The sequence below is a fragment of the Hymenobacter sp. DG25B genome (assembly GCF_000801315.1).
Classification (GTDB): domain Bacteria; phylum Bacteroidota; class Bacteroidia; order Cytophagales; family Hymenobacteraceae; genus Hymenobacter.
The window spans coordinates 139,753-160,893 of record NZ_CP010055.1; the positions used below are offsets into that span (position 1 = coordinate 139,753).

At 63.7% G+C, this 21,141-nt stretch carries 21 protein-coding genes; 8 read left to right on the forward strand and 13 right to left on the reverse strand.

What is annotated here, in order from left to right:
* Window positions 1-125 precede the first annotated feature (125 nt).
* Window positions 126-290 (reverse strand): hypothetical protein, encoded by a 165-nt coding sequence (locus PK28_RS20605; protein WP_156126534.1) that lies wholly within the window; start codon window positions 288-290, stop codon window positions 126-128.
* A gap of 86 nt (window positions 291-376) precedes the next feature.
* On the opposite strand from PK28_RS20605, the gene PK28_RS17205 reads away from it, so the two are divergent.
* Window positions 377-844: an immunity 26/phosphotriesterase HocA family protein gene (locus tag PK28_RS17205; protein WP_065814182.1), complete on the forward strand. Its 468-nt coding sequence runs from the start codon at window positions 377-379 to the stop codon at window positions 842-844.
* A 1,430-nt stretch (window positions 845-2,274) separates the two neighbouring features.
* Here the strand turns inward: PK28_RS17205 and PK28_RS19300 are convergent.
* The 10 genes from PK28_RS19300 to PK28_RS17255 all read right to left on the reverse strand — a co-directional run bounded on the left by PK28_RS19300 (window position 2,275) and on the right by PK28_RS17255 (window position 12,079).
* Window positions 2,275-3,153: a hypothetical protein gene (locus PK28_RS19300; RefSeq protein ID WP_156126536.1), complete on the reverse strand. Its 879-nt coding sequence runs from the start codon at window positions 3,151-3,153 to the stop codon at window positions 2,275-2,277.
* A 22-nt stretch (window positions 3,154-3,175) separates the two neighbouring features.
* Window positions 3,176-4,585 carry a conjugative transposon protein TraM gene (gene traM, locus PK28_RS17215; protein ID WP_044517807.1) on the reverse strand — a complete coding sequence of 470 codons (1,410 nt, stop codon included), beginning with the start codon at window positions 4,583-4,585 and terminating at the stop codon, window positions 3,176-3,178.
* A gap of 11 nt (window positions 4,586-4,596) precedes the next feature.
* A complete protein-coding gene (locus PK28_RS17220) occupies window positions 4,597-5,520 on the reverse strand; it encodes a DUF4138 domain-containing protein (protein ID WP_044517809.1) in 924 nt (307 codons plus the stop codon).
* Between the two features lie 24 nt (window positions 5,521-5,544).
* On the reverse strand, window positions 5,545-6,285 hold the full coding sequence (locus PK28_RS17225; RefSeq protein WP_048826513.1) for a hypothetical protein: 741 nt from the start codon (window positions 6,283-6,285) through the stop codon (window positions 5,545-5,547).
* Window positions 6,286-6,355: 70 nt separating this feature from the next.
* Window positions 6,356-7,033, reverse strand: a complete 678-nt coding sequence (locus PK28_RS17230; RefSeq protein WP_156126538.1) for a hypothetical protein — start codon at window positions 7,031-7,033, stop codon at window positions 6,356-6,358.
* 12 nt (window positions 7,034-7,045) lie between these two features.
* Window positions 7,046-8,146 carry a hypothetical protein gene (locus PK28_RS17235; protein WP_197070527.1) on the reverse strand — a complete coding sequence of 367 codons (1,101 nt, stop codon included), beginning with the start codon at window positions 8,144-8,146 and terminating at the stop codon, window positions 7,046-7,048.
* Window positions 8,143-10,809, reverse strand: coding sequence for a VirB4 family type IV secretion system protein (locus PK28_RS17240; protein WP_044517815.1), 2,667 nt, complete (start codon window positions 10,807-10,809; stop codon window positions 8,143-8,145). The genes PK28_RS17235 and PK28_RS17240 overlap by 4 nt, the downstream gene beginning before the upstream one ends.
* The gene (locus PK28_RS17245; RefSeq protein ID WP_048826515.1) at window positions 10,790-11,137 is read right to left on the reverse strand and encodes a hypothetical protein; all 348 of its coding nucleotides are present in this window, start codon (window positions 11,135-11,137) and stop codon (window positions 10,790-10,792) included. The genes PK28_RS17240 and PK28_RS17245 overlap by 20 nt, the downstream gene beginning before the upstream one ends.
* A 12-nt stretch (window positions 11,138-11,149) precedes the next feature.
* Window positions 11,150-11,569, reverse strand: coding sequence for a hypothetical protein (locus PK28_RS19635; RefSeq protein ID WP_052430616.1), 420 nt, complete (start codon window positions 11,567-11,569; stop codon window positions 11,150-11,152).
* Window positions 11,570-11,623: 54 nt separating this feature from the next.
* A complete protein-coding gene (locus PK28_RS17255; protein WP_044517818.1) occupies window positions 11,624-12,079 on the reverse strand; it encodes a hypothetical protein in 456 nt (151 codons plus the stop codon).
* A 219-nt stretch (window positions 12,080-12,298) separates the two neighbouring features.
* Here PK28_RS17255 and PK28_RS17260 point away from each other — a divergent pair, with 219 nt between their 5' ends.
* From PK28_RS17260 to PK28_RS17285, 7 genes are all read left to right on the forward strand, one after another.
* On the forward strand, window positions 12,299-12,712 hold the full coding sequence (locus PK28_RS17260; protein ID WP_156126540.1) for a hypothetical protein: 414 nt from the start codon (window positions 12,299-12,301) through the stop codon (window positions 12,710-12,712).
* Between the two features lie 46 nt (window positions 12,713-12,758).
* Window positions 12,759-13,154, forward strand: a complete 396-nt coding sequence (locus PK28_RS17265) for a hypothetical protein (RefSeq protein WP_044517823.1) — start codon at window positions 12,759-12,761, stop codon at window positions 13,152-13,154.
* A gap of 86 nt (window positions 13,155-13,240) precedes the next feature.
* Window positions 13,241-15,430 (forward strand): toprim domain-containing protein, encoded by a 2,190-nt coding sequence (locus PK28_RS17270; protein ID WP_044517826.1) that lies wholly within the window; start codon window positions 13,241-13,243, stop codon window positions 15,428-15,430.
* An 874-nt stretch (window positions 15,431-16,304) separates the two neighbouring features.
* A complete protein-coding gene (locus PK28_RS17275; protein WP_048826518.1) occupies window positions 16,305-17,579 on the forward strand; it encodes an ArdC family protein in 1,275 nt (424 codons plus the stop codon).
* Between the two features lie 98 nt (window positions 17,580-17,677).
* A complete protein-coding gene (locus PK28_RS17280) occupies window positions 17,678-17,956 on the forward strand; it encodes a hypothetical protein (RefSeq protein ID WP_044517829.1) in 279 nt (92 codons plus the stop codon).
* Window positions 17,957-18,103: 147 nt separating this feature from the next.
* Complete coding sequence (locus PK28_RS19305; RefSeq protein ID WP_048826520.1) at window positions 18,104-18,613, forward strand: hypothetical protein; 510 nt, start codon at window positions 18,104-18,106, stop codon at window positions 18,611-18,613.
* Window positions 18,562-19,572, forward strand: coding sequence for a Fic family protein (locus PK28_RS17285; RefSeq protein WP_156126542.1), 1,011 nt, complete (start codon window positions 18,562-18,564; stop codon window positions 19,570-19,572). Before PK28_RS19305 ends, PK28_RS17285 begins: the two co-directional genes overlap by 52 nt.
* Window positions 19,573-19,599: 27 nt before the next feature.
* Here the strand turns inward: PK28_RS17285 and PK28_RS17290 are convergent, their stop codons facing one another.
* Window positions 19,600-20,088, reverse strand: coding sequence for a hypothetical protein (locus tag PK28_RS17290; protein WP_044517832.1), 489 nt, complete (start codon window positions 20,086-20,088; stop codon window positions 19,600-19,602).
* Window positions 20,088-20,816, reverse strand: a complete 729-nt coding sequence (locus PK28_RS17295) for a ParA family protein (RefSeq protein ID WP_044517834.1) — start codon at window positions 20,814-20,816, stop codon at window positions 20,088-20,090. The genes PK28_RS17290 and PK28_RS17295 overlap by 1 nt, the downstream gene beginning before the upstream one ends.
* Window positions 20,817-21,141: the final 325 nt, after the last annotated feature.

A 21,141-nucleotide genomic window follows, 5' to 3' on the forward strand; every position in this document is an offset into this window, starting at 1 on the left:
GAAACAGGAGATAAAGTGGCCCGCAGGACGCTAGGCAAGGTAGAATCGGGAAATAAAAAATACGCTGTTTCTACCCCACCCCTCACCCGCGCGACCACTGGTGAGCCCGGGAGGCGGGAGGTGGTCTACTTCCTGGCCGGGCGATGGCGCCAGGGATGCCCGCTGCAGGAGCGCACAAAGACGGCCGTGCTGCCATCAGCCAGCCGGACTTCGGTGTAGACGCCATTGCCATTAAAGTGGCGGTTGGTTAAACTCTCTAGGGCAGCTTCGATGGAGGTAGGGGCAGGCATAGGCGAAAGATAGGGGCTTCTTAGGCCAGGGACCAAGGAGAGCCGACGGATAAACATAAAGAAGACTTATCAGACTAATAACATGCATGACTAGACAAAGAAGAACCATAGGCGCAGTGGTAGAAATCAACCTGTTGAATGGCTACTATGGGTATGGGCGAATCGTAGGGGATGCCAGCTTCGCCATTTATGACCTTTACATTCCGCACCCGCTGACGAATCTGGAGCAGATTATAGAGCGCCCCATTCTCTTTATCGTGGCGGTCTATGATGACGCAGTTACATCCGGCAGATGGCGGAAAGTTGGCAGCGCGCCTTTGCCTGCTATGCTGCGTACGTTACCTCTCAAATTTATACAGGACGCGCTAAAGCCTGAGAGTTTCAGTCTGTATGATCCGAATACAGGGGAAATTACACCAGCTACGAAAGAGACCTGCAAGGGCTTAGAGCGAGCATCAGTGTGGGAGGCAGAACATGTGGAGGAACGCATTCGAGACCACTATGCCCATCGGCCTAATCAGTACCGACAGGAGGATGTAGCGGTTTTTGAATAATTCGTGGCTAACTCCACTTGGAGGAGTTGTCGCAACTCTTCTTTTTCTCCCTTAACATAACGTTTAGGTATCAGACGCAGCTGGGAATTAACGTATTTTGATGGTCACTTAATTCGAGTGAAAAAAATAGTATTTAGCGACTCAGGTCGCTCAATTGGTATCCTCTATCCGTTTTAATGTCTGCTATTCCCCGTGGCCTCTTAGTGGGGCTGCTCGTGTTACTCAGTTGGGGCTGTAGCTCTCAAAGCCCATGGTCCTTAGAGGAAGGAAGGGGACTAGCGCAAGCCGGGCAGATAGCACACATGGAGTCGCTGGTGGTACTCCACCCCCACCTCAGCTTAGGATTCGGCAGTTTCCTTCGGGAACAGGATCTATTGGCTGGAAAGGGGAAGGTTACTACTGCCCTGATTTGCCGCACCACCGATGGTGGCCAGTCCTGGACTCGGCAGCTAGTGGGCAAGGGCCGCTTTATCTATGCCTGTTCCGTAGGGCCGCAGGTGTATGCGGTTAACGTTCACGCTAGTGTGACGAACGATTCCTCGTATGTATACTTCTCGAGCGATGAAGGGCGTAGCTGGCACAAGCGCGGCGGTGTTGCGGGCCTGATTACTAAGATTATGTTCCCCTCCGTCGAACAAGGATATGCGATCGTGAATGTGCCCGGTCAACGACACCGCCGGGCCGTCCTGCTCACGGCTGATGGGGGCCGTACGTGGTCTCCCCTAAAGCACCCATTACCTGGGGTTAGGGATGGCGTGGTCCTGCCACAGGGGGGTGCCGCCTTTCTGCTTACGTCTTCCACTTCGCCGGTATATGCTACCCACTTGGCGCACGTGGAGCACACTGGGCAACCGCCCCAATGCGAAGAGCTACCCGGATTTCGCACCGATGTAGTAAGCAGTGATGCCCAGGGCAATCTCTGGTTTTTGGCCAATGATTCTACCGGACAGGTCCGCCTGATGAAGCGGGACGCCAGAACCCACCGCTTCTCAATGGTGCACCGGTTTGGCTCTAGACGCCCGACGGCCTTAGGAGAATGGGTGCAAGTACGGAAGCAAGAGGTATTTGTCCTGATCGCGGAACTAAGCACCCATCACAACGAGTATCGGTTTTATCACAGCGCAGATGGCGGGCGGCAGTGGCAAGAAGAAGCGCTACCGGTTGATTATAAGGTCAAACCATACGCCTTCTCGTCGGGAGGCGACGTGTGGCTGTCGGGTACCGGGGCAGAAATGCAGGTGCGAGCAGCGAAATAGGCGCGATCCTCAGTAAGGGGGCTATCTGGGTGATAGCAATACGAATCAAGCTTCTGAACACAGAATAAGGTCCGATAAATCGGCCTTATAAACTCCCTAAACCGCGTTTTACATCCAGGCTGTCGCCCTCGCCATCTGCCATTATAGAATCCCGAGAGCTATGGGTAGCGCATGTTAAAATCTTCCTGACTGACTGATACTCTTAAGTAGCTGATTCTGCAGCAACTGGTCCCGATATGCCCCCTCTACAGCCTGTCGAGCTGGTCCAGGCATGCTGGCTTCGTGAATCAACCTATCAGCTTCCTCCCGAAGCTGCAGGGCCTTAACCATGTTGTCATTTGCCTGCCCCATGGCCCGCAGGCGCTCGGCTTCGGTCATGGAGTAGCGACCGGGGTTTTTAAGCGTGGCCATGAGCTCGACGCTTTGCGCCGTCATCTCATCGGCAATCTTCTGATAGTTAAAGGCCGTTTCAACGTTCTTCTTCTTAAGCACCTCCTCGTAAGCATACGCCGACGCAAAGGCTTCCTGTCGCATGTTTTTATAGTCGCGGTAGGTGAAGGACTGGGCCCCATCACGACCAATATCCAGCCCGGAGAAAGCCTGGTACACCGTTTCCACGTCCTGCTCGGTGCGGCCCTGCAGCGCCTGGCGTAACCGCCGGGCCTTGTTTACTGGTGGCATGTAGTCGGGCTGGGAACGGGTGTTCATAGCCATGGCCCGGCCGAAAAGCTCCAGGGGGTTGGCGTAGCGCAAATCCTTTACCGATTCTACTTTGCGCAGGTCGGCCTGAATCTGGCGCTGCAGCTCCAGCCCCTCGTAGGTAAGCTCCTTGACCTGGCCGGTGATGTCGCGGGTGACGCCGGCAATCTGCCGGGCATCCTTGATTACCTGGTAGTTCTTAATGGTCTCGGTCCACTGCTTGAGCTGCTTGGCAAACTGACCGATGTGCACGCCCATGTGCACGGGGTCGTTGACGACCATCTGCGCGGAAGCGAGGTACGGAACAGTGCTGACCCCAAGAGCCAGCGCGAGGGCAAAGGCAATCCTTTTCATGGCTTGGACAGTGAAGTGATACTTAGTTGTTGGCCGTCGGCGCGCTGGCATCGGTCGCGCCGGTGGTAATGAGCACGGGGTAGCCGTCGGGCAGGCGCACGTCGCGCAGCTTCTGGCGCGGCGTGGAGGCCCGGCCCACCATGGCCGCCGCAACCCGCCCGCCCACCCCTACCACGGAGTTGGCCGCGGAGGCCGAGCGGTCAATGGCCAGGCCTACTTCCTGCGCCCCGATGGCGCGGGCATCGTTGAGGGGATTGTCGGCGGCCGGCAAGGGCTGGCGCTTTTGCGGGTCAATCATGAGCCCGGGCAGGTAGTGGTAGTCGTAGATGTCGGCCGCCACCCGCGTGGGGCCCAGGCGGCTGATGCGGATGGCCACGTGGTTGGATTCGACGCTGGCCACGCCGGCAAACACCAGGTTTTTGGGAAAGGTCTGCCCGCTGATAACGGCGTCCTCGACCAGGCGCAGCAGCACGACGGAACCCGTGCGAATCTTCTGCTCGCCATTCACCACCGCCTTGTAGAAAATATCGGGCAGCAGCTGCGCCTGCCCGTTGTCGGCGGCGTAGCGGTAGGAGCCCGCCTTGATGGTGCCAAAGGCATCATAGGCCATAGCACCATTACTATCTGGTGCAGCGGCTCCGCCGGCCCGCAACGCCGCCCGCCGGTCGAAGTAGCGCCGTCCCGTCATCTGCTCGTACGAGATGCGGGAGGCCGGGGAAGCCGCGTCCAGCATGTCCAGCACGTCTTCGTTCTGCTCATAGGGCACCCCATCGGGCGCTGTGCGCGGGCGGGCCCCGGCCCGTAAGTGCCAGCGCGGGTCAGCTCCGTAGCCGCCTCCTCGGCCCCCGGTTTGCACCACCGGGATGCGCACGGCCCGGTAGGCACCGGTCTGCGCATCCACCGCCGTCACCTCCGTCGAGTCGGGCGGCGGCAGGGCCGCGCGGTTGGCGGCGGCCCGGGCCTGCCGCTCAGCCGAGGCCAGAGCCGTGCGCCGCCGCAGGGCGGCTTGGCCCACCGTATCGACGGCCATGCCGCCGGCCAGCTGGTCGGGGGTGGGAACGGTGCCCGGCAGCTGGGCCCCGGCTTGCCGCGCGGCGGCCTGCTTTTGCTCCAGCACGTCCGTAGGCGCCGGGGCTGCTTCGGGCGTGGCCGGCGCAATTGTGGGCTCCAGATTTTGGGAGGTAGCCGCCACGGGGCTGGCCTGCTGCGCTACTTCCTGCGACAGGGAGCGGGCGTAGAAAAACAGCGTTACCGCCGTCAGCAGGCCGATGCCGACGAGCAGCGGAAGCCAGTGCCGGCGGGCCAGCTCCCCCACCGAGGGGCGAGGCGTTGCTGGGGTAGTGGGTGAATTAGCAGGACCGGGCGCGGGCTGCGGTTCGGTAGTGGAGTTGTCGCCGGCAGGATACACCGGCTGCATGTTGTGCTCGGACATGGTGAGATGTTTTAAATGGCTGCAGCCGTGTTGATGACTTTGCTCGGCACCTTCAGCACCAGCACCCGGGCCCCGAACTTCTCGCGCAGGGTGATTTCGAGGTGGCCCCGGTCGGTGGCCGCATACAGCGGCACGGCGTAGAGCAGGTAGCCCGTGGCCCGGGCCGGGATGGTCTGGCTTTCGGCCCCGCCTGCGGGCGCCAGGGGCCGGCGGGCCTCGTTCTTCTTCTTGCCCAGAAACTTCCTGCGCGAGTTTTCCACCAGCTCGAAGTCGGTGAAATCCACGGCGTAATCTATGCTCGTGGTGTTGCGCAGCTTCAGGCGCAGGTAAGTGAAGTCCTTGTCGTTGCGCACGTTGGCCAGCGAGAGCACCAGGTCGTTGTCGGCTGTGCGCAGCCCGCTGGTATCGGCGTGCCTGGCGGTGGCCAGCTTAGCCAGGCGCGCTTCGGCCAGCTCCCGCTTTTCCTGACCCTGGTCCAGGGCCAGCGCGTCATCCACGCCGGCCCCGTTGCGGGCCTTGCCGCCGGCGCTCACGCCCAGGGCACCGCCATCCTGAAAGTCGTAGAGCTGCAGCACCGGCCGGCCGGTGTACACCAGGTGCCCCATCCAGTAGCGCGAGCCGTAGCGCACCAGAATGGGCGTGGGCGGCGGATTGCGGCGCCTGGCCCGCACGAACACGGCATTGCTCTCAATCTTGACCAGGTAGTGCGGGGCCTGCCCCACGTCGACCAGGGACACCGGACCGGGAAAGACCAGGTAGGTCGTGGAGGAGTCAGAAACGGCTATTTCCAGCTGCATTTTCGGCGCCACGTTCGCCGGATGCGGGGCCTGCACCCCAGCAGGACGGGTGGCAGTCGAAGCCAGAGTCTGCGCTAGTAACGTGCCGGGGAGGAGCGCCAGCAGCGCGCAGGAAGCAAAGGAGAAGGGAAAACGCATAAGAAGAGGATAGAGGTAGCTTACTTACTGAGCAGGTTGAGCCGCGGGGGCAGGGGCCGTGGGGGCCGGTTGCGTCAGGGGCACCCCGGCGGCTTCGGCTTCTTCGCGCAGCTTGCGCTGCCGGGCCTGCTCCTGGTCACGCAGCTGGTCTTTCTCTTCCTGCGTGACGGGTGGGTTGTAGGCGATAAAGTCGAAGTCGGTGATGAGCAGCCCAAAGGGGTTGGCGTCGGAGCGGTCAGTTTCAACGAGGGCGAATTTGGCCCCCAGGGGCTTGCTCTGGCTTTGCTGGTCGCCGATGAACACCGTCTGCTTGATGTAGGCGCGGCCGGTAATGGGCCGGTGGTTCATGTCCAGGTGGATGCTGTCCACGGTTACGGCCTGGCGGGCACCGTAGCGGATGTAGTTCTGCAGCACCTGCCCGCGCTGGAAGCTCTCGAACAGAAAGCGCCCGCCGCGCTCCTCAATCAGGGGCAAGCCGGCGTCGAGGTTGTGCTTGAAGGAGTACTGGTCGTGGCCGAACATGGTCAGCAGAAAGGTCTTGACCAGGTTGCGGGCCTCGAAGGACGTGTGGCCCCCGCCGCGGCCTATCTGGGCCGAGAAGGATCCGGTATCACTGACCACGTACACGCGCTGGCCCGTGGATTCGTAGGCCCGGTAGAGCAGCGCCCCGGCGGCCACCGTGACCACTCCCAGCAGGGCCAGGGCCGACAGCGCCATGGTGCGCATGGTGATAAAGGTCTTATTTAAGTCTTGGACAGAGTTCATAAGTGAGTTAAAGAGGTTGAAGAAGAGAAGGGGCTCCGCCGCCCTGGCTTTTTTGCCCCACAGCCCACGGCTAGAGCGGCAGGTAGACCATCTTGCGCGAGTCCGGTGGCCCCAGCGGGTTCCGGTAGGGGTACAGCACCAGCCGGGGCGCCTGGCCGGCGGCCGGCGGAGTGGCATAGGCGTAGGCCACCCCGCGCACGGTTACGGCCTGCCCCGGCTTCAGCAGAATGGGCGCGGTACCCGCTTGGCCAGGTACAGTCACCTCCGGCTCGCGCAGTGAAAAGGTGTTCAGGGTGTCGGGTTCCCACGGGCCGTCCAGTGCCATGGCGGCGGGAATTTTCTCTCCCGGGGCGTAGCCCATCGGCTTCCACTTGAGCACGGCTTCGAAAGGCAGGCGGTAGCCGGGAGCCATCGGGGGGTAGTTGCCTTTAATGGGGCGCCACAGAATGGGTAACAGCAGGATAGCCGGCTGCGCTGCACCCGTTGCTTTAACTGACACCAACTGCAGGTAACCATCCTGGGGTAGTAGCTGCTCCAGGGCCGGGCGCAAATCAAGGGGCTTATCGGCAGCCAATTGCGGTGGTGTAGTTGTAGCAATTCTCCAAGCGGCCTCCCGGGCTTTGGCTTCGGGGGAATTGGCGGCCGCGGTGGCTACCTGCTGCAGCTTTTCCGCGGCGGCTTCGTTGTCGCTCTGGCATCCCGTCAATAGTGTGCCTGCACCCAGCAGGCTGAAAAGAAGCTGTTTCATAGCGTTGATTGGTTAGCGCCGACGGCGCGTGGGCGCGCCCGAATCGGCGGAGGACATGGTGGGAAGGTCGGCCGAGGCAGAACCCGAAGGCGCGCTGCTGGCGCCGCCACCGTAACTGCTGCCTCCCTTGTCGGGGCCGAAGCCCAGCTTGCGACCCAGGGCGCCGCTGGCCCCCCCGCCGTAGGCGCCGGGAAACACGACGCTGCTCACGGCACCGGCAGCCCCGGCCACCGCCCCGCCGAACATGCCCACGAACCCCTGCACGGCCGAGGAGCCGATGAGGAAGCTCGTCAGCCAGGGCACCATGCAGTAGAGGATGACGAAGCCGATGGAGTTGATGAGGTAGGTTACATCGTTGGCGTAATCACCCGGGGTCATGCCGGTGGGAAGCAGCACGTTGCCCGTCGCCGGCCGGGTGCCGGCGTAGTTCGCGTAGATGGTATCCAGCAGCGAGTAAGTCAGGGACCAGAACTGCACGGCCATAAAATTCTGCAGCCACTGCTTACCCAGCTGCGCGAAGGGCGGCAGGGCGGAAAGGCAAATGGCAATCGGGCCGCCCACGTACAAAAAGGCGACGATGTACTGGCGAATCATCACCAGCAGCTGCCTAATCAGGGCCACAGTACTGGTGGTAAATAATTCGGTGAGCAGGTTGATAAGTGAGAAACGGGTCAGCTTGTCGAAGGTGGAGGAGATGTTGCTAATCTGATCATTCACGAAGCCGGCCGTGTTCGTGGCTTGGTCAGGTTGAATAGCAGGCGAGCCAGCGGGGTTAGTGAGGCTGCGTAAAGACTGAGCAATAAACCCAGGGTCATCCGGCGCCACCAGGCTGGAAAAGCCCCCAATAGCCCCGCCAATCAAATCCATGAAGTCCCGGTAGAAGAATAGGATGAAGTACACGAACAGGGCCTTGAGCAGGGGCGAGAAATCCATGCGCAGCTGCCCGCCCTGCAGGTAGCCGCGGCCCACGGTGTAAAGCAACGCCACGGAGAGGAAGGGCGGAATCAGGTAGAGCTGGCAGGCCTGCAGCACCTTGCGCAGGGCGCCGTCGGCGGCCGTGATAAAGTCGGTGTCCAGGTCCATGCCGACGAGTAGAAACAGCGGGCCACTCATGCCGGCAGCGCCCCCCTGCGCTTCTGCTTTTCTTCCACGAACTGGTCGACGGCAAAGTCCAGCCGCTGCTCGGTCACAGTGGTGTAGGTGGGACGGCCCTCGGCGTCGCGCACCAGGTTGCCCATGGCGTCGCGCACTTCCACCGGCCGCTGGCGCTGGTAGTGGCGCACGAGCTGGTTGAGGTAATTGCGCTCGGCCGGCCGGGAGGTCAGCACCGCGTCAAGCTGGGGCGAGGCTTCCAGGGCGTACACCCTGGCCTGGGCGCCCTGCTTGATGAAGAACTCCCGGAAGGAGTCCGTGGAGCGCACCGAGCGAATCAAATCCATCTCGTGGCCCGTCAGGCCCAGCGGCGCCTGCAGGCGGGTGAGCGAGGCCTCGTTGGCGTGGCGCAGGATGATTTTGGTGGAGGAGTTGTCAATCAGCGTGTAGCCGATGGGCGAGTCGATGATTTCCTGGATGCCCTGGGTGATGATGGTAATGGAGCCGTTGGTCTTGCGGATGGTGCGGTACATCGACACGATAAACTCCTCCAGCACGCCCGAGAGCAGCGCCCAGGCTTCGTCGAGGGCGATGTACTTCACGGCGTCGGGAAACTGGCGGAACAAATCCAGGCTCAGCTCGGTGATGAGCATGGCCACCACCGGATACAGCGTGGGGTCGGTCTTCACCCGCGCCAGGTCAAAGCAGATGAGCGGGTACTGGCTGAGCTGGGCTTCGCGGGTAGAGTTGAGCACTTTGGCGTAGCGCCCGCCCGCCACGAACTCACCCAGCACGAGGAAGAACTCGGGCATGTCGATGTACTTCATGTCGGTCTGGTACTGGGCCCGCTGCAGGGCCAGCACCGCGGCACCCTCATCCGATGTCTCTCCTTCACTTGCCACCGGCGTCTCGGCCCGCATCCACTGGTCGAAGCGCTGCACGTACTTATAAAAGCTTTCCATTCCCGGGAACTCCTCGTCCGACTGGCCCAGCCGCTCGTGCTGGTTCAGGTCGTGGTAGTAGCCGGTCAGAAAGCGCGAGAGGATGGTGCGCTCACTCTTGCTCAGGGCGCGGTCCTTGCCGCCCTTCCAGAGCGCGGCCAGCAGGGCCAGGTGGAAGTTGAGCTTCTCGTCGGAGTAGTGCCAGGGGCCGTTTTCACCCTCGCGCGGGAGCAGGAAGGGGTTGAACTCAATCGGGTTCTGCGGGTCGTACTCGAAGTAGGTGTGCTCGAAGTCCGGCCCCATCAAACTCTGGAACACGTTGCGGTAGGTGCCCCCGATGTCGATGATAATCTGGCGGGCACCGCGCTCGTAGCGCTGCACGATGAAGTTGCCGAAGGTGTAGCTCTTGCCCGAGCCCGAGGGCCCGATGACCAGGGCGTTCTGGTTGTCCAGGTCGGTGTTGAACAGGTTTACCTTGACCAGGTTGCGCAGCCGGTCGCAGAGGTACTCGCCGGTGGGCTCGGGCCGGTAGGTAGTGGTCCAGTGGAAGTAGCAGGCGGCCCGGTCGGCCGAGGTGGTCAGCCAGCGGTCGGGCACCTGCCAGGCGTTGCCGGGCGCCAGACCGAAGAACAGGGGCAGGGTCAGGTAGCTTTCCACCACGGCCTCGGCCCCGAAGATGGAGCGGAAGGCGGCCATTGTCTTTTCCACGTGCTCGCGCCGGGCCTGGTCGTCCACGTCCCAGAGCAGACAGGACAGGTGCAGGCCCACGACCTGCTTGCCGGCCGAGCGCACTTCGGCCGTGAACTCGTCAATCTCGGCGGCCCGCAGGTGGTTGTCCTGGGTGGCCAGGAAGGACAGGGAGTTGTTGATTTTCTTGTCGTTGTCGAGGCTCTTGAGCTCGGCGCGGGAGTCCTGAATCAGCAGGGCCTGCGTGAGCACGTGCGGGCAGGAGAGAAAGGCCGTGAGCGGGTAGAGCATGGGCGAGGTGACCCCGTAGCCGTTGCGCACGGCGGGGTGAGCCTCACTCCCCTGCCCCACCAGCGAGACGATGCTCACGCGGTTTTCGCCCACGGAGAAGGCGCCCGGCACGTTGCTGATTTCGCGGGTCAGGCCGGCGGGCTGCTGGTCGAACTCCAGGTTGAAGTACTGGGTGTAGATCTGCGGCAGCTGGGCCTGGTACAGGCGGCGGTAGTCCAGGCCCCCGAGGCCGCGCAGGCTCTGCAGCAGCTCAGTGGCCAGGCGCTCGGCCGCGTCGAGGGTCTGCACCACGCCGGCAAACGGGTTTTTGGCCAGCTTCTCGCCGGCGCGGTTCACCAGCGCACTTAAAGCATTCGGCCGCACCGGTTTGGTCTCGTCCGAGGGCGCAAACGAGACGAACAGGTAGGCCCGGTGAAACAGCACCAGCCGGTCGGAAAAGTGGGCGTTCATCCTGCCCTCGAAGTAGCCGGGGCGGTTCTCGCCGCCCAGGCCCTGAAAGGGCCGGTCGTAGTAGAGGTCGGTTTTCTGCACCACCGTGCCCACGGGCAGGGTGCGCAGGGCCCCGAGCAGCGCCGACTGGAGAGCAGCAAACTCTTCGGCCTGCCAGCTTTCCATTTCGGGGCATTCGAGCACGAAGCCGACGCCCACGCGGCCATCCCGGAAGATGACCTTGTCGTCCTGGTAGGCGTAGGCCGGGTGCAGGTCCGCAAAATCTGCCGTTCGGGCGGCGGTGCGGTCAGCGGCCTTAGCGGGGAGAATGTTCATGCGAAGGGGGAATTGCGGTAGCGCCGCCCGCCGAAGGCCCCGACCGGGCGCGGCCCAGGGCAATGCGGCGCGGCTGCCGCCGGTGAAAGGATAGCCAGCTGAGCAGAAAGCCCGGGGGCCGGTGCCGGGCCAGGTAGCGCAGGCCGTAAAGCAGCACGACCAACACCATCAGTAGCAGCAGGTAGAGAAAGCGCGGGACGGTGACGACCAGCCCCGCGACGCCGATCAGGAGCACGGCGGCCAGAAACAAACCCACCACCAGCCCCAGGTCCGGCAGGTTCATGCCCAGCACCTGGGCCGGGCGCTCGATGCTTTTGTAGGAACGCATGGGCCGGTTTGCTTAGGGCGTTACGCCGCCTTCGCCCCCGCCCATGGCGCTGGCCAGGTCCTGCTTGAAGTAGTTGAAGCCGAACCAGAGGATGACGCCCCCCATGAGCCAGCCCAGGGCGCCCAGCGCATCCGGCGCGCCGCTGATAAACTTCTGCACGACGCGCACCAGGCCGATGGCCAGCACGATGATAAAGAGCACCTGCACGATGCTGATGACAATGGTCTGCACGCTGCGCAGGGCCCCCACGGCGCGGCCGCCGGCACCGGCCTGGCCGAATACCAGGGCCGGGGAAGTGGTAAGCAGCAGGGCCATGGCCAGGCGTTCGGCGCGGGAAGGTTGGTAAGTGTGGCCTGCCGCGAGCAGGCGCAGTCCGCGGGCTGCCGCCTGGGCGGCGCCCTGGTGCAGGCGCGTGAGCAAGGGTGTTTGCATGGAAAAGGAAGTAGGTGAATGGAGTGTAAAAGCAGATAGGTGACAGCGTAATCTTCAGGCGGAGGCCGGCGCCGCGCGGCGGTTTTCGAGGGCGGTGCCCATCAAAGCGCGCATTTTGGCGCGGCGCTCGGCGGCGGTGAGCTCCACGCCGCGGTTGTGCTCGTCGGTGGCCGTTGGGGCCGGCGCCGTGAGGTAGTTGTGCCGGGCCCCTTCCGGCAGCTGCCCGGCTTCGGGCGCCGGGGTCGGGGGCTCCTCCGGCTGCTTCGGCGCCGGGGCTGCTTTCGGGCGGATGGCCGGCGGCTCCGGGACGGGAGCGGGGTCCGGCCCCGGCGGCACCACCAGGGGCGCCGGGTGGAAATCAGCCAGGCGATAGTGGCGGGTGCGCAGGGAGGGATGGTTGCCGCTGAGCACCGGCGGCGCCACCGCGGCCCCGGGACCCGCGGGCATGGCAAAGCGCCACCAAAGTAGGCCCAGGGCCGAGAGCAGCAGAAAGAGCAGCAACCAGAGCATCGATTTCAAGCCGGCGGGTCGAAGTTTTTTGTGAGCATTTGCGGCAACTATACGGAGCACTTCCGTATAAGTTCTGCTTTAGGAGGAGTTTTGCGGAAGCTACGCAGGTGTTTCCGCCGGATTTGCGGGCAGGGCATGCAGAATCATGTACCAACAGCAATCTGGTAGTGCACGCGGCCGACGGGTTTGTTACCTTGCGTCACACACCTATCTGCTCTGATGTCTACTGCGACGCCGATCTTACCTCCTACTGCTCCACCGGAACCAGTAAATGCGGGCTTCCCGGACCCCGCTTTAATTGTCTCATATGCTACCGTTCTGCGCTATATCCGCCACCGCCTCAATGCCATGCTGCACGGGCAGCTTAAGCCCTGGGCCCAGGAGCACAAGTTCAACTACGCCCGGCTGATTGAAATCAAGAAGCTGGAGGAGGAAACCCAGGCCGTGCTGCTGCAGCGCCTGATGGCCCACTTCCAGTTTCCCACCGAGCTGCTGCGCATCATCGTGCACCAGTCGCGCCGGCACTTTTTCATGTTCACCTCCCTGGAAAATCTGGCCCGCTTCAAAGCCGAGCTTCACCTGTTCGATAACCCGCCTTTTGACGCTCCGGCGTCGCCTAACACCCCTAACTAGCGGAAAGGCCCTTGGAGCCTGACCGCTCCACGTTGCTCTTTTCCCTATGCCTGTTTCCGTCGCTTCCCGCCGCCCGGCAAAATCCCCGACTACCCCGGCCGCCCTGGGTCCCCAGCTGCCCGACCCCGCGCTGGCCATCGCCTACGACGAGGCCCGCCGCTACGTGCAGCTGCGGCTGCGCAGCCTGCCCCACGGGGGCCTGCGGGCCACCTGCACCGCCTTTGGCTTTCCCTACACCACCAGCGTGGGCCTGAAAACGGGCAGCCTGCAGCGGGAGGAATACCGCCTGGTGCAAAAGCACCTGCGCGTGTTCGGCTTCGAGACCGAGCTGGTGCGCCTGCCGGTGGGCGGCCAGCTCTGCGAGCACTACCTCTTTGCCGACGCCGCGCTGCTCTCCACCCTGCGCGAGCAGCTGGCGGCCCACGAGCAGCTGGTCAGCTAGCGCCCCTCCCCTTCCCATTTATTGTTTACCGCCTACGCCCCCTGCCCTCGGGGCGCGGCAGGTGTGTACCCTATGCTATCCTGCTTATGCCCGCCTCAACTTCCTCCCTCCGCGACAACGACCCCCAGGAGCTCGACCGCTTCAAGCAATCCATCGACCTGGTGGACTACGCCACCCGGCGCCACGGCTACGACGTGAAAAAGGCCGGCCCCCGCGGTCAGTGGCACCAGCTGGAAAAAGACGGGGAAATGCTCATCGTCTCCCGCAAGGGGGACCACCAGGTCTACCTGAACCCCGGGGATGACCGGGACTCCGGCTCCATCATTGACTTCGTGAAAACCCGCGAAAACCAGACGCTGGGCCAGGTGCGGCAGACCCTGCGCCAGTACCTGGGCGAACCCGAGCAGGGTTGGCCGGCGGCCCCTTCTCCCCCACCGCCCACCTACGCCCCCAATCCCGGCGAGCCAGCGGAAGTGGAGACCGAAGCCGAGCGGCGGGCCCGCCTCGTGGCCGCCGTGATGGGCACCCAGGCCGCCCTGACTGACCGCAGCTACCTGCACCACCGGCACCTGTCGGATGAGACCATTGATAGCCCGGCCTTTCAGGGACGGGTATTCACCAGCCAGCAGGGGAATTTCCGCAACACGGCTTTTCCGCTCTACAACGAGCACGGCATTGCCACCGTGGAGCAGCGCAACGAGGACTACAAGCACCTGCTGCAGCTGCCCAAGACGGGCGTGTGGGTGTCGCACCCCACCGAAGGGCCGGGAACCCCGGTGCAGCGCCTGGTTGTGTCCGAAAGCCCGGTGGATGCCATGAGCTACCACCAGCTGCACCACGGCGGCGCCGAGGGCCAGCCCAACACCATTTATGTGGCTACCAGCGGCACCGTCACCGAGCGGCAGGTGGAGCTGATTCAAAAGCTCATCGACAAGCAGGAGCCCAAAAAAGTGGTACTCGCCAACGACAACGACGCGGCCGGCCGGCGCTTTAATATCAATTACCTCAATGAGCTGCAGGCCCCGCGCCGGGCCCGCGAGGTGGCCGACGGGCACGTGGCCTACGACGAGGCACCCCGCCCGGTGCAGTGGCACGCCACGGCGGCCGGCAAGTACCACACGGCCCTGCGCGTGGAGTTTCACCACGCCACCCGCGCTGAGGGCACGGAGCACTTAGCCCAACTCACCGCGCAGGTGCAGCAGCTGCGGCCATCGGCTGACGAAACGTTGCGCCTGGAAGTGCAGCGGGCCAGCCGGCAGGAAACCGTGGTGCGACTGGTCACGCCCAATGCCGACAGCCACGCCCTCGAGGATTTGGCGCGCACCCTGCACGCCCAGCGCGAAAGGCAGCGCGGACAGCTGGAGCGACAACCTGCTGAGCCCGGCCGGCAACCTGAAAACTTCATCCGCACCGAATACGCCATCAGCAAGGACTTTAACCGGGACCTGGAGCTGCTGAGCCAGGGCCTCACCCGCGAGCAGGTGGCCTGGCAGGCCCGCGCCGACGAGCTGGCCAGGGAGCACCAGCGCCCGGATGCCCAGCGCCCGGAAGCAGACCAGCAGCGTGACGCCGCGCTGCTGGCCGTGGCCCTGGCTACCGGGGACCCGGCCCTGCAGCGCGTCGTGCAGCTGACGGTAACCGAACCAGGCCCCGCCGACGAGGCCACGCCCAGCCAGGCCCGGCAGATGCTCGAGCTGCTGCGCAAGGCCGGCGCCGACGTGGCGCTACGAGCCGAAACGGACCCGGCCAGCGGCCAGCTGCGCACCGAGCTGGAGGTACGCTACCATCCCCACGCCACCCCCGGTGGGCTGCGCCAGCTCAGCCAGACGCTGGACGCGCTGGCGAAGTCTCCCCTGGTAACGCTGCGCGAAGATGCCGGCGAGCAGGCCGAGCGCCGGGAACTGGCCGCGGCCGCCCCGCCCCAGGAAGTGACCAAAACCGCCCTTATCCGCATCGACGAGCCCGAGCCCCGGCCGGGCAGCACCGGCCGGGCCGAAGCCGTGGCCGAGCAGCTGCGCGAGGCCGGCCTGAACACGGGCACCCTGCTGACTGCCACCGATCCGGCCACCCACCAGCGCCACAGCGAGCTGGTCGTCAGCTACCGCCTCGACCAGCCGAACCTGGCGCGCGTCAGTGCCGCGCTCGATGACGTGGCCCGCCGGCCCGGCGCGCAGCTGCACGAACATGCCAGCGACCGGGCCGAGCGGCACCGGCTCGCGCCGAGCGGCCTAGGGGCCGCTGCCCTGGTTGAGCGCACCGCCGGACCCGAGCGATAGCAAGTTGTCGACCGGTCAAGGAAATACCCCGGAAATATGGTCTGATTCTTTAGTTTTGCGGGCATAGCAAGCTGCTCACCATGCTGGCGAATACAGGGTTTACATCTACTTACGCGCCGTCTGACCTGCCGCAAGCCGGCCGGACCCTGGCAGCCGCTGCCCGGCGGCCGCTGCCTATTTCCGAGCGCCCGGCCCTGTTCGTGGGTCCTCATCGAGGCTAATCCAACTTTCTGGTAAACATCCCCCGCAGCTGCTGCGGCTGCCATCGGCTGGCTGACAGCCGACGGGTTGGGCTGCCTATGCCTTCCTCCGCCGTAGCGGCAGCCCGAAGGCCTCATTGAATCCCCTTACACGCCATTACCCCTGTTATGATAGCTACCGGTCACCGTCCTTATTCTAGTTTTTGCCCCGTCATGCAAGGCCTTATTCTGCAGCTCATCCGTGACGAGTATCAGCCGCTGCTGCACCTGCCCGCGGACCTCCCGAGGACGCCTGGAGCCAGGCCGTTACCAAGGCCAATCCGGTCTTGTTCTACCTCAACGACGGAGCACCCCTGATTCAAATCGGGGAAGCATCCCGGGCGAGCCTGCTGGAATGTCTAAAGCAGGAACTCAGCCAGCCTGAGTAGTCTGCTCTTCGAAGTGGTGAAAGAGCCCGCCAGCAGACCTGGCGGGCTCTTTTGTGACCGGCCCTTTTGGGTGGGGGGGTGGGCGAACCAGGCGCCAGGGGCAGTGGGGAAGAAATGGTTTGGGGAGGCGAAATAATGCCCGTAATTACAGTAATTCGTTTTCATTTTAGCAACAATAAAGCTTGTTTTTGCGTTTAATAAGTAAGGAAACGGTTTTTAAATCAGTCACTTAGCCTCTACTTAGCGATGAAAAAGCAAGCCAGCCCCGCCGCCCACACGACCACCCGCCCCGACGTGTACCAGCTTGTGACCGACCGGGTAATTGCCGCGCTCGAAGCCGGCCAGATTGCCTGGCGCAAGCCCTGGCATGCCGCCTACGGCTTGCCCCGCAACTACGTCAGCGGGCGGGCCTATACCGGCATTAATGCTTTTTTGCTGCACCTGGTCGGCGGTACGCCGTTCTTTCTCACGTTTCGGCAGGCGCGGGAGCTGGGCGGCAACATCCGCAAGGGGGCCAAGGGTATGCCCGTGATTTACTACAACGTCACGACCCGCACCGACCAGCAAACCGGGGAGGAGGAAAAAACGCCCTTTATCAAGTACTACACCGTCTTTTCGGTGGATGATGTGGAAGGCGTTGACATCATCCTGCCCGAACAGCCCCAGGACCGGAACCACGAGCCCCTGGCCGCTGCCGAAGCCCTGGTAGCAAACTGGGCTACCTGCCCCCGCATTGAGCACGGCGGCAGCCAAGCCTACTATGCCCCCGGCCCCGACTTTGTAAACGTGCCCCGCCCGGAAACCTTCACCAGCGGCGAGGCCTACTACTCGACCCTGTTTCACGAGCTGACCCACGCCACCGGCCACCCCAGCCGCCTGGACCGGCCCGACCTGGCTGAGGCCCTGCGCCCGAGCGGCCGCGCCGGCTACGCCCGCGAGGAGCTGACGGCCGAGATGGGCGCCGCCTTTCTCTGTGGCCACGCCGGGCTGGACCCCAGCGCCACGCTGGAAAACACCGCCGCCTACCTGCAGTTCTGGCTGGAGCAGCTGCGCGGCGACAAAAAGCTGGTTGTGCAGGCCGCCAGCCGCGCCCAGCGGGCCGCCGAGTTTATCCTGGGTACCGCGGGCGGCGATGATAATGAGCCCGGCGCCCCGGAGCCGACCCCGCCCCGCGCAAGCCCCGTGGCCATGGTGATAAGCGAGGAGCCCGAGGGCGCCCCTGCCCGTGCGCTGCCTGCCTTGCCCCTCGTTGCCCTGGGGCAGGAAACGCAGCCCACGCTCACGACGGTCGTGGTTGCTGCCCAGCGCAGTGAGCTTACGCGCCTCATGGAGCACCCCGCTTTCACTGACGAGCAGCGCCGCACCGCTACGGCCCGCATTCGGGCCGAGGCGGACCCCGCCCGGCTGGGCCGCTGGCTGACCAACATCATGCGGCAGATAGCGGAATGGGAGGAGCGCACCCTGGCCGGGGAGGCGCGGCAGAACCCTCCCTTTACGGCCCTGGAGCAAACGCCGGAATAGCCCTTAATCTCGTTGCCCCGCCCGGTACCGGGCGGGGCCGGGGGCGATGGGGTACCGTTCCTTTGCCCCCGGCTTATTGCTTTACTTTTTCCTTGCCTATGCCCTCCCCTCCCCCACTGCCCCCCAATGACGCCAAGCCGCCGCGCCGCTTTGCGGACCTGCTGCGCCACGGCCGCTTCACCTTCACCGAGCGCGAGCTGATGGAGCACCTGCGCATGACTTACCGCACCATCAAGCAGCGCGAGGCCGACCCCTCCACCCTCACCATTGCCGAGCTGCTGCGCGTGGCTGATCTGCTCGACGAGCCCGTGCAGGACATTATCGCCGTGGTACTGGCCGAGGTGCAGGTCGGTGCCCAAGGGCATAGAAGGGGCTGATGCATGGCGCCGCTGGCAGGCAAGCGTAACCAATGGTATACGCGTCTGCCAATTTATCGTGCCAAACCTTCGTTAATCGAAAATAAAAGCCGAAATTGTTGCTTTAACAGCAAATAATTAACATCATCAGCCTGCGGCAGTCCCTTAATGGAAAAAAATGCACAGTGGCCCTTACTGGTGTATGGTACGTCGGACCCGGCGCTAAACCGCCGGATCCGGCAGGCGCGCCAGCGGCAGGAGCTGCGGGAAGTAGCCCCCCGCATTTACTCGCCGGATTTGAGCACCCCCCCGGCCGTATTGGTGCGCAAGAACTGGCTGCCCATTGTCCAGCATCTTTTTCCGGGGGCCATCATCAGCCACCGCTCCCAGCTCGAAGGCCAGCCCTCCAGCGAGGGGCACCTGTTTCTGACCTATAAATACACGCGCAACGTCGAGCTGCCCGGCCTGAGAGTGCACCTGCTCGAAGGGCCCGGGCCCCAGCCCGGCGATGCCCCCTTTGGGGGAGGCGACATCCTTTTCGCCTCGGAGGCCCGGGGGCTGCTGGAGAACCTGCAGCCGGCCCGCGTCCGCAGGGGGGTATCAGCAAGGCCCTGCCCATCGAGACCGTGGAAGAGCGGCTGGAGATGGTGCTGCGCGTGCGGGGCGAAGCCGGCCTGAATGCCCTGCGCGACCAGGCCCGCGACGTGGCCACGGCCCTGAACTGGCCCGAGGAGCTGGCCGCGCTGCAGCGCATTGTGGGCGCCCTGCTCACCACCCACTCGATTAAGGTGCTTTCCTCGCCGGTCGCGCGGGCCCGGGCCCGGGGGCTGCCCTTCGATGCCGGCCGGGTGGCCTTGTTTACCACGCTCGCGGGGGCGCTGCGCACCACGGCCCTGCCGGAGCGCGTGGACCCGGCCCCCGTGGCACCGGCATATTACACGGTGGCGTTTTTCGAGGCCTACTTCTCCAACTTCATCGAGGGCACGGTCTTCCAGGTGGACGAGGCGCACCGGATGGTGGAAACGGGCCAGGCGGTGGGCGGGCGGCACGCTGATTCGCAAGACGTGCTGAGCACGTACCAGCTCTGCAGCAATCCGGCCGGGATGCGCGTCGTGCCCCGCTCGGCGGAAGAGCTGCTGGCCCTGCTGCAGCGGCGCCACGGCCAGCTCATGCAGGCGCGGCCCGACAAGCGGCCCGGCCAGTGGAAGGAATACGCTAACCAGGCCGGCCTGACCAACTTCGTGGAGCCCGAGCTGGTGCGAGGCACCCTGCACGAAGGCTTTGCCCTGTACCAGGGCCTGCCGGACCCGTTGGCCCGGGCCATGTTCATGATGTTTTTAATCAGCGAGGTGCACCCCTTCGATGACGGCAACGGCCGCCTGGCCCGCCTGATGATGAACGCCGAGCTGGTCAGCGCCGGCCAGTGCCGGATTATCGTCACCACCCGGGCCCGGGAAGCCTACCTGGATGCGCTTCGCCGTCTGAGCCGGCAATCGGACCCGAGCCTGTACATCCGCATGCTTAGCGGCGCCCAGCAGTTTGTGGCCGCCCTACGGGTAGGCACCTACGAAGAGGTAAAGCAGCAGCTGGAAGCGCAGGACGCCTTTACCGAAGTGAGCTCGCAGCTGCGCTGGTAGCTGGCCGCTGGACGGTTCCCTCCTCCCCTACCGGCCTTTGGCGGGCGGGCCGTGCTGCAGGTAGTAATTGACCGCTTCGTCGACCAGCTCTTTCAGGTACACCCGGCGGCTGTGGTACATGAGCTCCTCGTGGATGTAAGCCAGCGCGGCCCGCTGCGTCTCCCCTTCCAGGCGAATCAGCGAAGGCTGCAGCCCGGACGGGGCCGCTTCGGCGGCGGGTGATTCGGCTTTGGGCGGGCGACCCCGCCCCCGCTTTGCTGCCGGCGGCGCGGGGGCAGCGGGCTTAGGGGTGGCTACCGCGGCGGCAACCGGGGTCGGCACCGGAGCCGCAGCTTCTACCACCGGCGGAACTACCGGGGCTGGTTCGGGGACTGGTACGGGCGCGGGCTTCGGAGCCGGGGCAGCTGCAGTAGCGGGCTCCGCTGCTGCGGGCGCGGCCGGCATGTGCCCCGGCTGCCCGCGCAGCATGGACATCTTCTCGTCGGTCGAGATTTTCAGGCGTTGAATCTTGGCCATTACGATACGAGTTCAGCGGTGAGTTGGGCCCGGGCAATCAGCTCGTCGCACAGGGCACGTACTTCGGTTTCCACCGAGCCATCGGCCCCCACGGCCCGGCGGTAGGCCGGGTTGAGGTAGCTGTAGCGGGTGGAGAGGCGCTTGTAGCAGCCCAGCTGGCGCAGCGAGGACTGCAGGCGCGGCAGCCCCAGGGCGTCGGTGAATTCATCCATATCCTTTTCCTCCTTCAGGTTGGTACGGTGCGAATGCACGCCGAAGAACTGGAAGTCCAGCCCCTGCTCCCGCGAGAGCCGGGAAATCTCCTGCAGCAGCTGCATAAAGGAAATCGTGGCCAGCCGTTCGGCATCCGACGCCCCCAGCGGCACTAGCACCACGTTGGCGCCGCTGAGCACGTCAATCATGGCCGTGTCGTCCGAGCGGCCCGGCACGTCAATAAACACCACGTCGTAGTCGTCGCTGATTTCGTCGAGCCGGTCATACACCTGGCCCATGCCCACGGATTCCAGAGCATAGGGAAAGGCGGGCTCGGCCAGCGTACCGGCCTGGCGCTCCAGCTCCACGCTGGGCTGGTCGTTGGTGAGGCGCACCCCCGCCAGCGTCTGCTGGGAGTCGGCGTCGACTACCAGCACGCGGTAGCCGTAGTCGGCGGCCAGCGCACCCGCCAGCACGGTGATCAGAGTACTCTTACCAATGCCGCCCTTCTGGTTGGCCACGCAAATGATTTTCATAAAGTCGGGAACTAATGGGAAAGCCGCCGAACAAGCAGCTTGCAAAATAAGCAGCTTGTTTCTCAATTTTCAAAGCTACTTGTAAACTTGTTTTTTTGTTTCCTGGAAAATAAAGCAAATACCTTATTGGGAAAATGAAATATCTATTTCCTGTTTTCTTAATTTCCTGTAAAATAGAGAAAATGAGTTATTAAGAAAATAAGATACTTATTTTCTGATTTCTTTATTTCTTATAAACTTTATATCCAACAACCTTTATTTCTTAGAAAATAGAGATTTAAAGAAGCTAATAAACCAAGAAACAAGGTGCTCAGTAAACATTCTG